The following is a 13,428-nucleotide window of genomic DNA, read 5'->3' on the forward strand; positions in this document are numbered from 1 at the left end:
CACCAAACCCGGGCGGTCGTCGGCGTTGGAGGTGACCGCGCCCGGAGCGGAGGCCGCGATGGCCCTGGTGGGCGCGGCGCGTCGCCTCGGGGTGGCGGCCAAGGCCCGCGAGGTCCGTGGTGGTGACCGGGTCGTGATCCGCGACGGGGAGGCGATCGGCATCCTGCTCGCGCGGATGGGGGCGTCCGCGACCAGGGACATCTGGGAGGAGCGGCGGTCCCGCGGAGAGGTACGGGCGACCGCCAACCGACTCGCCAACTTCGACGACGCCAATCTCCGCAGGTCGGCCCGGGCAGCGGTCGCGGCGGCCGCCCGCGTCCAGCGAGCGCTCGAGATCCTGGCCGAGGACGTGCCCGACCACCTGCTGGCCGCGGGCGAGCTGCGCGTCCAACACCGTCAGTCCTCCCTCGAGGAACTGGGCCAGCTCGCCGACCCCCCGATGACCAAGGACGCGGTGGCCGGTCGGATCCGCCGTCTGTTGTCCATGGCCGACCGCAAAGCGGCCGATCTGGGTATCCCGGACACCGAATCCGTCGTGACCGAGGACATGCTCGACGAAGACTGATCCGCGGCCTGTGGACCCTGCACAGCCCCCACCTGGGGCGGGTAGTCTGGGTCACGCCCCGGGCACCACCGGCGCCCCTCGAGGTTCTTTCTCGCACCACCTATAAGGAGACATCACGTGACCGTGCGCGTAGGCATCAACGGATTCGGACGTATCGGCCGCAACTTCTACCGCGCGGTGGAGGCGCTGAAGGCCGAGGGCAAGACGGATATCGAGATCGTGGCCGTCAACGACCTCACCACGAACGACATGCTCGCTCATCTGCTCAAGTACGACTCCATCCTCGGTCGCCTCGGCAAGGACGTGACGTTCGACGACGAATCCATCACGGTCGGTGGGGCCAGGATGGGCGCGCTCGCGGTCAAGGAAGGCCCCTCCGCCGTGCCGTGGGGCGACTACGACGTCGACGTCGTGGTGGAGTCCACCGGCATCTTCACCTCCGCCGAGAAGGCCCGCGGTCACCTCGAGGGCGGCGCGAAGAAGGTCATCATCTCCGCTCCGGCCTCGGGCGAGGACATAACGATCGTCATGGGTGTCAACGACGACCAGTACGACGGCTCGCAGACGATCATCTCCAACGCGTCCTGCACGACCAACTGTCTCGCGCCGGTGGCCAAGGTCCTGTCCGACGAGTTCGGGATCGTCAAGGGACTCATGACCACGATCCACGCCTACACCCAGGACCAGAACCTCCAGGACGCCCCCCACAAGGACCCGCGTCGTGCCCGTGCCGCCGGGATCAACATGGTGCCCACCTCCACTGGCGCCGCCAAGGCCGTCTCGCTCGTCCTGCCCGAGCTCAAGGGCAAGTTCGACGGGTACGCCGTGCGGGTCCCGCTGCCCACCGGCTCGCTCACCGACCTCACCGTCGAGCTCGAGAAGAAGGCCTCCGTCGAGGAGGTCAACGCCGCGATCAAGGCGGCCGCCGAGGGCCCGATGAAGGGGATCCTCAAGTACACCGAGGACCCGATCGTCTCGTCGGACATCGTGACCGACCCGCACTCCTCGATCTTCGACGCCCAGTTGACCAAGGCCATCGACGGTCAGATCAAGATCGCCTCCTGGTACGACAACGAGTGGGGCTACTCCAACCGCCTCGCCGACCTCGTCGGCCTGGTCGGCAAGTCGCTGTAAGAGCCCTCGGGCCTGACGACCCAGCACCACACCGGGCCCGGTCCGGGAACGCCCAGAGCGTCCCCCGGCCGGGCCCGCTGTACATGAGTCCTCACCACCGCTTCCGGACCGCGCCACCGCATCCGGACCACACCATCACCGTCCACCCGACAGGAGCCCCACCCCATGGCAGTGCGCACCCTCCACGACCTGCTGGACACCGGCGTCGAAGGTCGCAAGATCCTCGTCCGCTGCGACCTCAACGTCCCGCTCGACGGATCGACCATCACCGACTCCGGCCGCATATCGGCCTCACTGCCCACTCTGAACGCGTTGCTCGACGCCGGTGCCGCGCTGGTGATCACGGCTCACCTCGGTCGGCCGAAGGGTGAGCCGGATCCCGCGCTCTCCCTGGCCCCTGTCGCGGAGAAGCTGGGCGAGGAGCTCGGTCGATACGTTCAGCTGGCAGGTGACGTGGTGGGCCCCGATGCCCGTGAGCGCGCCAACGGACTGACCGACGGCGACGTGCTCCTGATCGAGAACATCCGCTTCGACCCGCGGGAGACCAGCAAGGACCCCGCGGAGCGTGCCGCGCTGGCGGCGGACCTGGCGAGCCTCGTCGGCGAGGACGGGGCGTTCGTCTCCAACGGGTTCGGTGTGGTCCATCGCGCGCAGGCCTCGGTCTGTGACATCGCCGAGGTCCTCCCCGCCTACGCCGGTGATCTGGTGCAGAGCGAGGTCGAGGTCCTCGCCGGCCTGACGGGCGACACCGCGCGCCCCTACGCCGTGGTCCTCGGCGGGTCCAAGGTCTCGGACAAGCTCGCGGTGATTGAGGCGCTCGCCCCCAAGGTCGACACGCTGGTCATCGGTGGCGGCATGTGCTTCACCTTCCTCGCCGCCCAGGGGCACGGCGTCGGATCCTCTCTCCTCCAGGAGGAGATGATCGACACCTGCAAGGACCTGCTCGACAGGTTCGCCGACGTGATCACCCTGCCGGTCGACGTGGTGGCGGCCGACGGGTTCGCCGCCGACGCCGGGCACACCACGGTGCCGACCGACGCGATCCCCGACGGCACGATGGGACTCGACATCGGACCGGCGTCCGTGGCCCTGTTCACCGAGAAGCTGTCCGCCGCCAAGACCATCTTCTGGAACGGCCCGATGGGGGTGTTCGAGTTCGAGGCGTTCTCGGCCGGCACCCGGGGCGTCGCCGAGGCGATCATCGCCGCCACCCGTGACGGTGCGTTCTCCGTGGTGGGGGGCGGCGACTCCGCCGCGGCCGTCCGGACACTCGGACTCGGCGAGGAGAACTTCTCCCACATCTCGACAGGGGGCGGGGCCTCACTCGAGTATCTCGAGGGCAAGGAGCTCCCGGGGGTCACCGCCCTCGAACGCAGCAACTGATCCGCTACCGCCTACGCACAGGAGAGAACATGGCACGCACCCCGCTCATCGCCGGAAACTGGAAGATGAATCTCAACCACCTCGAGGCGATCGCCCTCGTCCAGAAGGTGGCCTTCGCCCTGCCCGAGAAGTACCTCGAGAAGGTGGAGGTGGCCTTCATCCCCCCGTTCACCGACATCCGCGGCGTCCAGATCGTCATCGAGGGGGACAAGCTCGGATTCGCCTACGGTGCACAGGACGTGTCGGTCCACGAGTCCGGCGCGTACACCGGTGAGATCTCGGCGGGGATGCTCGCGAAGCTGGGGTGCACCTACGTCGTGGTGGGGCACTCCGAGCGGCGCGAGTACCATTCCGAGACCGACGAGTTGGTGGCCGCCAAGGCCGCCGCGTGCCACAGGCACGGCCTGAGCCCGATCGTCTGCGTGGGGGAGAAGCTGGAGATCCGCGAGGCCGGCGACCATGTCGGCGTGGTCGTGGAGCAGCTCAAGGGATCACTGGCGGGCCTGAGCACCGAGCAGCTCGCCTCCACCGTCATCGCCTACGAACCCGTGTGGGCCATCGGGACGGGCAAGACCGCCTCGGCCGAGGACGCGCAGGAGGTCTGCGCGGCCATCCGCGCGGCACTGGCCGAGCTGTCCGATCCCGGGACCGCGGATCAGATGCGTGTGCTCTACGGCGGCAGCGTCAACGCCTCCACCGTCGGTGAGCTCCTCGAGCAGCCCGACGTCGACGGCGGTCTCGTGGGCGGGTCGTCGCTCAAGCCCGACGAGTTCGCCCAGTTGTCCGCCATCGCCGCGGGCGGCCCGCTGCCCTGAGCCCGGCGGCGCGCCCGGATTCACCCTGGAGATGCCAGCGGGTAGTCTGGACCAGTCGTCCTCCGACCACCCCGAACCGACGTAAGGCCCGATCCGTACATGAAGCTCGCCCTGGACATCTTCCTCCTCGCCACCAGCCTGCTGTTGATGCTGTTCATCCTGCTGCACCGCGGTAAGGGAGGCGGCCTGTCCTCGCTGTTCGGCGGCGGGGTCCAGTCCAGCCTCTCCGGGTCGAGCGTGGTGGAGCGCAACCTCGACCGCGTGACCGTGGTCGTCGCCATCCTCTGGCTCATCGCGATCGTCGCGGTCGGTCTCCTGGTCCGCTTCGGCTGACGTCGTCCGACCCGCGCGCCACACGGCGCGGCCACACGGGGTGCGCCCTCCACGAGGAGGAGCGCACCCCGTCGTCGCTGAGCCCGATCGTCGCTGAGCCCGGTCGTCGCTGAGCCCGGTCGTCGCTGGAACCCGAGGATCAGTCCAGGGCCGACGCCGCGCCGTCGTCCAGGTGATAGGTCGTGGACTCGGCACCCACCGCGCCGGCCACCGGCCAGTCCGACGGTGACGCGCCGCCGAGCCCCTTCGCGACGGCCTCCGCCTTGCCCTCTCCCGCGGCGATCACCAGCACGTGCCGCGAGCGGCGAACCGCGGGGAGGGTGAACGTCAGCCGCTCGGGAGGAGGCTTGGGGCAGTCACGGACCCCGACGACCAACCGCTCAGTCTCGGCGACCGCGGGGGTGTGCGGGAAGATCGAGTCGACGTGGCCCTCCGGACCCATTCCCAGAATGGTCACGTCGAAGATCGGCTGTTCGCCGTCGGGGACGTCGAGTGCCTCGAGGAAGCGGGCGGCGGCGGCGTCGACATCGTCCTCCTGGGCGGTCCGCGCGGGCCAGCGGTGCACCGTCGGACGGTCCCCCAGGGAGTCGAGCAGGGCCTCGTCCAGCTGCCCGTCGTTACGTTCCGGGTGGTCGGCGGCAACGAAGCGCTCGTCCCCGAAGTAGATCGTGACCCGGTCCCAGTCCACGGTCTCCCCGGCGAGGGCGGCCGCGGTCGTGATCCCGACCGACCCCCCGGTGAGGGACAGGGTGGCCCGGCCGGCGGCGGCGATACGCGCCGAGAGGAGCTCCGCGGCGGCCCGGGCCGCCGCCGAGGCCAGCGCCTCCGAATCGGGGTGGACAACGTGGGTGAGGTTCGTCATCGGTTCTCCTGACGTCGTGGTTCTCGGTGTACCGGGACCCGGGCCCTGCTCAGCGCACGGATGCCGAGGTGTAGATCACCCGATCGTGGCTCGCCAGGGCGTCGGCGTACACACCGTCGGTGTCCATGCGGCGGAGCTCCTCGGCGAGGCAGTCCGCCACGCTCCGCTTCACCAGTGTCACCCGGGTGGGGGCCTGGCCGGTGATGCGCAGCTCCGCGGAGGTGGGGCTCACCTGTTCGATGACGATGGATCCGGAGGCACGCTCCAGGACCACCATGCGCGGCCCCACCGCACGGTGGACGTCGATCCCCAGGCGGGAGGCGAGCCACCCGCCGGCGAGGTCCACGGACGCGGCCCGCTCGGGCCCACACACCGTGGCGCCGGTGATCCTCTCGAACGGGGGGCGGTCCAGGGTCGCGGCCAGGAGCGAGCGCCAGTGCGTCACCCTGGCCCAGGCCAGATCGGTGTCACCGGGGGAGTAGCCGGCCGCCCGCTTGGCCAGCGCGTCCGTCGGATGCCCCTCGGCATCGGAGTCCACGATCCGCCGCCGCGCCAGACGGCCGACCTTGTCCTCCGCCAACAGTGTCGGCGAATGCCTGGGCCACCACACCGCGAGCGGGGTGTCGGGCAGGAGCAGCGGGGTGACCAACGAGGCCGACTGCGACGCCATCGCCCCCGATGTCCGGAGCACCACGACCTCGGCCGCCCCCGCATCCCCCCCGACACGGATCTGACCGTCGAGCCGGTCAGCCCTGGCGCGGTTGCCACGGATCACGACGATGACACGACAGGGGTGCTCGCGGCTGGCGTCGTTGGCGGCCTCGATCGCGGACTCGCTGCCGCCGACGTGATCGGTGAGGACGATGAGCGTGAGCACCCGGCCGATCGTGCTCAGTCCCGCGTCCTCGCGGATCTGCACGAGCTTCTTGGAGATCTCGCGGGTCGAGGTGTCGGGCAGGTCGATGATCACGGTCGCCTCCATGCGCGGCCACTGCGGGCCAGGATCTCGTCGGCACCACGCGGGCCCCACGTCCCGGCCTGGTACTGCTCCGGGGTACCCCCGGCAGCCCATTCGTCGAGGACGGGATCGAGCAGCATCCAGCTCAACTCCACCTCCCGCGAGACCGGGAAGAGCGACGGCTCACCCAGCAGGACGTCCAGGATCAGCCGCTCGTAGGCCTCGGGGGACGATTCGGTGAACGCCTCGCCGTACGCGAAGTCCATGTTGACATCGCGGACCTCCATCGCCGTCCCGGGCACCTTGGAGCCGAATCGCAGTGTCACGCCCTCGTCCGGCTGGACCCGGATCACCAGGGCGTTCTGCCCGAGTTCCTGGGTCATGGTCGCGTCGAAGGGCAGGTGCGGCGCGCGGCGGAAGACCACCGCGATCTCCGTCACGCGACGGCCCAGCCGCTTGCCGGTGCGCAGGTAGAACGGGACGCCGGCCCAGCGTCTGTTGTGGACCTCGAGGGTGATCGCGGCGTAGGTCTCGGTGGCCGAGGACGGATCGTAACCCTCCTCGTCCTTGAGCCCCACCACCTGCCCGGAGCCCTGCCAGCCGCCGGAGTACTGGCCCCGGGCCGCGGTCTCGGAGATCGGGAGCGCGAGTGAGGTGGACTCGAGGACCTTGGTCTTCTCCGCCCGTAGCGCGGCGGCGGAGAAGTCCGTGGGTTCCTCCATGGCCACCAGCGCCATGAGTTGGATGAGGTGGTTCTGGATGACGTCGCGTGCCGCCCCGATGCCGTCGTAGTACCCGGCGCGGCCGCCGAGTCCGATGTCCTCGGCCATCGTGATCTGGACGTGGTCGACGTGATTGGCGTTCCACACCGGTTCGAAGAGCTGGTTGGCGAAGCGTAGGGCGAGGATGTTCTGGACCGTCTCCTTGCCCAGATAGTGATCGATGCGGAACACCGAGTCCTCGGGGAAGACGGCGCCCACCACCGCGTTGAGCTCGCGAGCACTCGCCAGATCGTGGCCGAAGGGCTTCTCGATCACCACGCGGCGCCACGAGCCGTCGACCGATCTGGTGCACCCGGTGCGGTCGAGGTGCCGACAGACCGTGGGGAAGTCGTCGGGGGGGACGGACAGATAGAACGCGTAGTTCCCGGCCGTGCCCCGTTCGGACTCCAGGGCGGTCAGCTGCTGCGCGAGGTGATCGAAGCCCTCGTCGTCGTCGAAGGTCCCGGTGACGAATCGCAGTCCCGCCGCCAGTTGCTCCCACACGTCCTCACGGAACGGGGTACGGCACCGTTCCCGCGCGTGGTCACGGGCGAAGTCGGCGAACTCGGCGTGGGTCCAGCGGCGTCGACCGAAGCCGATGAGACAGAATCCCGGCGGGAGCAGCCCCCGGTTCGCGAGGTCGTAGACGGCGGGGATGAGCTTCTTCTTGGAGAGGTCACCCGTGACGCCGAAGATGACCAGACCGGACGGGCCGGCGATCCGGGGCAGGCGGCGGTCCCGAGGATCGCGCAGCGGGTTGGCCGATCCCTCCGGCCCGCCGACGGTGTCGCCGACGGCGGGGGAGGGCCGACCGGCCGGTTCGGTCACGACCCCGAGGGGATCTCGTCGATCCGCGCGGTGACCGTGGCGATCAGGTCGTCCCACGCGCTGACGAACTTGCTCACGCCCTGCCGCTCGAGCAACGAGAAGACCTCGTCGAGGTCGATCCCCTCCGCGCGCAGCGCCTCGAGGGCCTGCCGGGACGCCTCTCCGGTGCCCCGGACCGTGTCCCCAGCCAGCTGCCCGTGGTCGGCGAACGCCTCCATCGTCGCGAAGGGCATCGTGTTGACGGTGCCGTGGGTGACCAGGCCGCTCACGTAGAGGGTGTCCGGGTAGGCGGGATCCTTGACCCCGGTGGACGCCCAGAGCAACCGCTGGGGGCGGGCACCCCGTGCGGCCAGATCGCCGAACCGACCGGCGGTGTCGTAGACCTCGTCGTACACGTCCTGACACAACCGCGCGTTGGCGAGTCCCGCCGTGCCCCGCAAGGGGGAGTCGTCGGGCAGGCGGGAGTCGATCTCGGTGTCGAGGCGGCTGACGAACACCGAGGCCACCGAGTGGATGCGGGACAGATCGTGACCGCCGTCGGCAGCTCGTTCCAGTCCAGACAGGTACGCCTCCGCGACCGCGCGGTACTGGTCGGCCGAGAAGATGAGGGTCACGTTGACATCGATCCCCCGCCCGATCACCTCCGTGATCGCGGGCAACCCCGCCGAGGTGGCCGGGATCTTGATCATGAGGTTGGGCCGGTCGACCACGTCCGAGAGTTCGACGGCCTGGGCCACCGTGCCCTCGGTGTCCTCGGCCAGCCGGGGATCGACCTCCAGCGAGACGCGTCCGTCGACCCCGTCGGTGGCCTCGAACACGCCGGCCAGGAGGTCGCAGGCGTCCCGCACATCGGCGGTGGTGAGCGAGCGAACGACGGAATCGACGTCCCTGTCCGCTCGGACCGCCTCGGCGAGCGCGGCTTCGTAGGCCGAGGAGTCGGCCAGCGCGGCCTGGAAGATCGCGGGATTGGTGGTGACTCCCACGACCGAGTAGGTCGACATCCGCTCCTCTAGCTCCCCGGAGGTGAGCAGCTGGCGCGACAGATCGTCCAGCCAGACCGAGACGCCGGCGGCGCTCAGTGCGGCGAGATTGGCGTTGGTCATGATGACTCCCCGGTGACGGCCGCGAGGGATTCGCGGGCGGCGGTGACCACGGCGTCGGCGGTGATCCCGAACTCGGTGTACAAGGTCTGGTAAGGGGCGGAGGCACCGAAGTGTTCCAGCGACACCGCCCTGCCCGCGTCGCCGAGGAAGCGGTACCACGGCATCGCGATCCCGGCCTCCACACTCACCCGGGCGCGGACCGAGCGGGGGAGGACCGACTCGCGGTACTCCGCGTCCTGCTGGTCGAAGAACTCGATACACGGCATGGACACGACCCGGGTCGCGACGCCCTCCGCCTCGAGGACCTCCCGCGCCTCGACCGCCAGGTGCACCTCGGACCCGGTGCCCATGAGGATCACCTCGGGGGACCCGGTCGATGCCTCGGCGATCACGTAGCCGCCGCGTTCCACACCCTGCCGGGCCGACTCCGCCGTGCCCTCGAGAACGGGGATGTCCTGCCGGGTCAGACAGAGCCCCTTGGGGCCGTCGAGGGCGACGAGCATCGCGCGCCACGCGGCCGCCGTCTCGTTGGCGTCCGCCGGACGCAGGACGGCCAGCCCGGGAATGGCCCGCAGTGCCGCGAGTTGTTCGACCGGCTGGTGGGTGGGGCCGTCCTCGCCGAGTCCGATCGAATCATGGGTCCAGACGTAGTAGGCGTTGCTGCCCTGGAGGGCGGCGAGCCGGACGGCGGGACGCATGTACTCGCTGAAGATGAGGAAGGTCCCGCCGTAGGGCCGGGTCGGGCCGTGCAGGGCGATCCCGTTGAGGATCGCTCCCATGGCGTGTTCGCGGACGCCGAAGTGGAGGTTGCGACCGTACGGGGACGCCGTCCACGTCCCGGTCGAGATGGACGGGGGGCCGAAGGAGTCGGCCCCCTCGATCTGGGTGTTGTTGGAACCGGCGAGGTCGGCCGACCCGCCCCACAGCTCCGGGAGGGTCCCGGCGAGCGCCTGGATCGCCTTGGCCGACGCCTTGCGGGTGGCGACACCCTTGGGGTCGGCCTCCCACCTCGGGAGGTCGGCGTCCCACCCCTCGGGCAGCTGGCCGGAGTAGAGCCTGTCGAAGAGGTCCTTCGCCCCGGGGTTCGCCTCGGCCCACGCGTGGAACATGTCGCTCCACTGCGCGTGGACGCGGGCGCCCCGGTCACGCGCGGCGCGGGTGTGGGCGATCACCTCGTCGTCGACGGTGAACGGCTCGGTGCCACCCATGCCGAGGGCCTCCTTGACCGCGTCCACCTCGGCCTGTCCGAGCGCCGAACCGTGCGAGGCGCCCGTGTTCATCTTGGTGGGGGCGGGGTAGGCGATCACCGTGCGCAGGACGATGATCGACGGCTTGTCCGTGACCGCGCGCGCGTCCGCGATCGCGTCCTCGATGGCCTCGATGTCCTCACCACCGTGGACCGTCTGGACGTGCCAGCCGTATGCCTCGTAGCGGGCGGCCACGTCCTCGGTGAAGGCGATCTGGGTGTCGTCCTCGATCGAGATCTTGTTGTCGTCGTAGATCGCGATGAGGTTCCCGAGCTGCTGGGTCCCCGCCAGAGAGCAGGCCTCGGCGGTCACGCCTTCTTGGACGTCGCCGTCCGAGGCGACCACGTAGACGAAGTGGTCGAAGGGGCTCTTCCCGGCCGGGGCGTCCGGGTCGAACAGGCCCCGCTCGTACCGGGCGGCCATGGCCATGCCCACGGCGGAGGCCAGACCCTGACCGAGCGGCCCGGTGGTGATCTCCACCCCGTCGGTGTGGTTCCACTCGGGATGCCCCGGGGTCTTGGAGCCCCAGGTGCGCAGCGCCTTGAGGTCCTCGAGCTCCAGGCCGAAACCGGCGAGGTACAGCTGGATGTACTGGGTGAGCGACGTGTGGCCACAGGACAGGACGAAGCGGTCCCGCCCCACCCACTTAGGGTCCGACGGGTCGTGGCGCATCACCCGCTGGTAGAGCGTGTAGGCCAGGGGCGCCAGGCTCATGGCCGTGCCCGGGTGACCGCTGCCGCAGTTCTGCACGGCCTCGGCGGCCAGGACACGCGCGGTGTCGACCGCCCGGGTGTCCAGTTCTGTCCAGTCCGACGGGTGGCGGGCGGTGGTGAGCTCGGTGATCTCCGACGCGCTGGTCACTTGTGGTTCTCCCGGGTCGAGGGTGCGGCGCGGATCCGCGCGGATGTCGTGGACCACCTTAGTGGTCAGACTCGCCCGGGGTCGGGCGGTCCCCGCCCCCGCTCTTTCGCGGAGCGTGCAGGGGGGACGTAGTATCGGCCGGGTAGTGCGTTGACATCTGCTGCGAGGAGTTCCGGTGCACGATTCCACCCCGACCCGGAGTGGGGGGCCGTCCGTCTCCCCTCCAGAGTCCTCGGGGCGGCCGGCTCCGGCGAGCGGGAGCGCCCGCGCAGCCGATGTGGTGATGTCGTACATCGCCCTCACCAAACCGCGCGTCATCGAGTTGCTCCTGGTCGCCGCCATCCCCGCGATGTTGCAGGCCGACCGCGGGCAGGTCCACCTAGGACTCGTGTTGCTGACACTGGTCGGCGGGTGGCTGGGCGCCGCCAGCGCCAACACCCTCAACATGGTGGTCGACGCCGATATCGACAAGGTCATGAAGCGGACCGAGCGGCGCCCCCTGGCCCGCCACGCCGTGACCCCACGAGCCGCGCTGGTCTTCGGTCTGGTGCTCGGCGCGTCCAGCATGCTCTGGCTGGGTCTCCTGGCGCAGAGCTGGCTGGCCGCCGCGTTCATCCTGGCCACGATCTGCTTCTACGTCTTCGTCTACACGATGGTCCTCAAGCGACGCACCGCCCAGAACGTGGTGTGGGGTGGCGCCGCCGGCTGCATGCCCGTGCTCGTGTCCTGGGCGGTGATCACCGACCACCTCCCCGAGGGCCAGCCGCACAACTGGTGGCAGGCGATCGTCCTGTTCCTCATCATCTTCTTCTGGACCCCGCCCCACACCTGGGCTCTCGCGATGCGGTACAAGGAGGACTACAAGGCGGCCGGCGTACCGATGCTGCCGGTGGTGATGTCGGCCGAAGGCGTCACCCGGCGGATCACCCTCTACACCTGGGCCACCGTTCTGTGCACCTTCGCACTGATTCCCGCAGCGGGGTGGATCTACGCGGTGGGCGCGGTCGGCTTCGGAGTGTGGTTCATCGTGATGGCGCACCGCCTCGAGGCCGGTGTCCGTCGAGGTGTCGAGGTCAAACCCCTCAAGCTGTTCATCCTGTCGAACAACTACCTGGCCGCGGTCTTCGTGGCCCTGTCCGTCGACGCGGTTCTGGGCCTCGAGACCCTGTCGGGCGCGTTCGCACTGTTCTGACCGTCGCCGGCAGAGGTCGTCTGCCCGTCACCGTGAGGGGTCGAGCGTGATCGACCCCGTGGTGCGCCGGGCCTGCAGGGCGCGGTGTGCCTGCGCCGCCTCGGTGAGCCCGAAGGTCGCACCGACCTCCAGGACGAGCGAACCGCCCACCAGACCCTCCATCACCTCCGCCGCGCGTTCGCGGTACTCCTCCGTGGTCGCGATGAAGTCTCCGAGCGAGGGTCGGGTCAGGAACACCGAGCCGGCCGCGTTGAGCCGCTGCGGATCCACCGGGGGTACCGGACCGCTCGCCGCGCCGAACAGGACCAGGGTTCCGCGTCGCGCGAGTGACGCCAGACTCGTGTCGAAGGTGTCCCGCCCGACCCCGTCGAACACCACCTCCACACCACCGCCGGACAGTTCGCGGATCCTCTCGGGCGTGGCCTCCGGATAGAGCAGCACCCGGTGCGCCCCCAGATCCCTGCAGATCTGGGCTTTCGACTCGGTCGAGGTGGTGGTGATCACCTGGTACCCCCGCGCCACCGCCATCTGGATGAGGAGCTGACCCACCCCTCCGGCGCCGGCGGTGATCAAGACGGTGTCCCCGCCGTGGGCACGATGGGTGTCGGTGATCAGGTAATGGGCCGTGAGTCCCTGGAGCAGCATCGACGCGGCGACACCGTCGGGCACCTCATCGGGGACCGTGACCAGCGCGTCGGCCGGACCCACCACGTACTGGGCGTAGGAACCGGGGATCTGACACCACGCCACCCGGTCCCCGGCCACGAGGTCGGGCGTGCCCTCGCCGACCGACTCGACGATCCCGGCCCCCTCGCTTCCCGGGATATACGGCAACGAAGCCTGGTAGACGCCCTCCCGGAAATAGGTGTCGATGAAGTTGACGCCGACGGCGGTGGTCCGGACGAGTACCTCTCCCGGACCCGGCGAGGGCGTCTCAACCTCGACCGGCCGTAGGACGTCGGGGCCACCGTGTTCTGAGATCCGGATCGCACGCATGCTCCCAGTATCCGGGGCGGCCGGGGGCGGCGCAGCCCGGATGTCGCCGAGCCATATGGCAGCTCACCGGGAGCGGCAGGCGGTCGAGGGGAGCGGAGGCGATAAGGTACCACCATGAGCCTGCAGATCCTTTCCCAGTACGCCGGGGGACCGCGAGCCCGGGCGACCGGTCGGTCCGCCGTCACCATCGGCGAGTCCGGCGCCGTGTCGGAACCAGATCAGGCACCCGCCGCCGTCGACGAGACGCCAGCCGCCGTCGACGAGGCTGTTGCCGCGGATGAGGCCGCAGCACAGTCCGGGGACGCACCTGCAGTGGACGCCGCGCAGGAGACCGCCGACAGCTCGCCGCCGGCCGGGCCGGCGGCGAGCTGTCGGCGGTCTCCTGCGCGG

12 protein-coding genes and 1 pseudogene are annotated in these 13,428 nt (G+C 70.0%); 7 read left to right on the forward strand and 6 right to left on the reverse strand.

The window, feature by feature from the left end:
• The 5 genes from whiA to secG form a co-directional block, all read left to right on the forward strand.
• On the forward strand, positions 1–565 hold a 565-nt coding region (whiA, locus tag IY392_RS06395), incomplete at its 5' end, for a DNA-binding protein WhiA (protein ID WP_194860792.1).
• 117 nt (positions 566–682) lie between these two features.
• The gene (gene gap / locus IY392_RS06400) at positions 683–1,699 is read left to right on the forward strand and encodes a type I glyceraldehyde-3-phosphate dehydrogenase (RefSeq protein ID WP_107756509.1); all 1,017 of its coding nucleotides are present in this window, start codon (positions 683–685) and stop codon (positions 1,697–1,699) included.
• A 165-nt stretch (positions 1,700–1,864) separates the two neighbouring features.
• On the forward strand, positions 1,865–3,082 hold the full coding sequence (locus tag IY392_RS06405) for a phosphoglycerate kinase (protein WP_107756508.1): 1,218 nt from the start codon (positions 1,865–1,867) through the stop codon (positions 3,080–3,082).
• A gap of 29 nt (positions 3,083–3,111) precedes the next feature.
• Positions 3,112–3,897, forward strand: a complete 786-nt coding sequence (gene tpiA / locus IY392_RS06410) for a triose-phosphate isomerase (RefSeq protein ID WP_107756507.1) — start codon at positions 3,112–3,114, stop codon at positions 3,895–3,897.
• Positions 3,898–3,996: 99 nt separating this feature from the next.
• The gene (gene secG / locus IY392_RS06415) at positions 3,997–4,230 is read left to right on the forward strand and encodes a preprotein translocase subunit SecG (RefSeq protein ID WP_017836820.1); all 234 of its coding nucleotides are present in this window, start codon (positions 3,997–3,999) and stop codon (positions 4,228–4,230) included.
• A 139-nt stretch (positions 4,231–4,369) separates the two neighbouring features.
• Here the strand turns inward: secG and pgl are convergent, their stop codons facing one another.
• Genes pgl through tkt form a run of 5 tightly spaced genes read right to left on the reverse strand, consistent with a single transcriptional unit; the run spans position 4,370 to position 10,850 of the window.
• Positions 4,370–5,092 carry a 6-phosphogluconolactonase gene (gene pgl / locus IY392_RS06420; RefSeq protein WP_182612854.1) on the reverse strand — a complete coding sequence of 241 codons (723 nt, stop codon included), beginning with the start codon at positions 5,090–5,092 and terminating at the stop codon, positions 4,370–4,372.
• Positions 5,093–5,141: 49 nt separating this feature from the next.
• Positions 5,142–6,062 carry a glucose-6-phosphate dehydrogenase assembly protein OpcA gene (locus tag IY392_RS06425; RefSeq protein ID WP_370446343.1) on the reverse strand — a complete coding sequence of 307 codons (921 nt, stop codon included), beginning with the start codon at positions 6,060–6,062 and terminating at the stop codon, positions 5,142–5,144.
• Positions 6,059–7,639, reverse strand: coding sequence for a glucose-6-phosphate dehydrogenase (zwf, locus tag IY392_RS06430; RefSeq protein ID WP_375292895.1), 1,581 nt, complete (start codon positions 7,637–7,639; stop codon positions 6,059–6,061). The genes IY392_RS06425 and zwf overlap by 4 nt, the downstream gene beginning before the upstream one ends.
• Entirely contained in the window at positions 7,636–8,745 is a 1,110-nt protein-coding gene (tal, locus tag IY392_RS06435; RefSeq protein ID WP_375292896.1) for a transaldolase, read from the reverse strand. Before tal ends, zwf begins: the two co-directional genes overlap by 4 nt.
• Positions 8,739–10,850 carry a transketolase gene (gene tkt, locus IY392_RS06440; protein WP_107756503.1) on the reverse strand — a complete coding sequence of 704 codons (2,112 nt, stop codon included), beginning with the start codon at positions 10,848–10,850 and terminating at the stop codon, positions 8,739–8,741. The genes tal and tkt overlap by 7 nt, the downstream gene beginning before the upstream one ends.
• A 160-nt stretch (positions 10,851–11,010) precedes the next feature.
• Between tkt and IY392_RS06445 the strand changes: the two genes are divergently transcribed.
• Positions 11,011–12,042 (forward strand): heme o synthase, encoded by a 1,032-nt coding sequence (locus IY392_RS06445; RefSeq protein WP_194305681.1) that lies wholly within the window; start codon positions 11,011–11,013, stop codon positions 12,040–12,042.
• Between the two features lie 27 nt (positions 12,043–12,069).
• Here IY392_RS06445 and IY392_RS06450 read toward each other — a convergent pair whose 3' ends face one another.
• A complete protein-coding gene (locus IY392_RS06450; RefSeq protein ID WP_194860794.1) occupies positions 12,070–13,038 on the reverse strand; it encodes a quinone oxidoreductase in 969 nt (322 codons plus the stop codon).
• A 114-nt stretch (positions 13,039–13,152) separates the two neighbouring features.
• Between IY392_RS06450 and IY392_RS19135 the strand changes: the two are divergent.
• A pseudogene (locus IY392_RS19135) lies at positions 13,153–13,428 on the forward strand (hypothetical protein); the annotation flags it as partial.

This window comes from Dietzia sp. SYD-A1 (genome assembly GCF_015356725.1).
Classification (GTDB): Bacteria; Actinomycetota; Actinomycetes; order Mycobacteriales; family Mycobacteriaceae; genus Dietzia.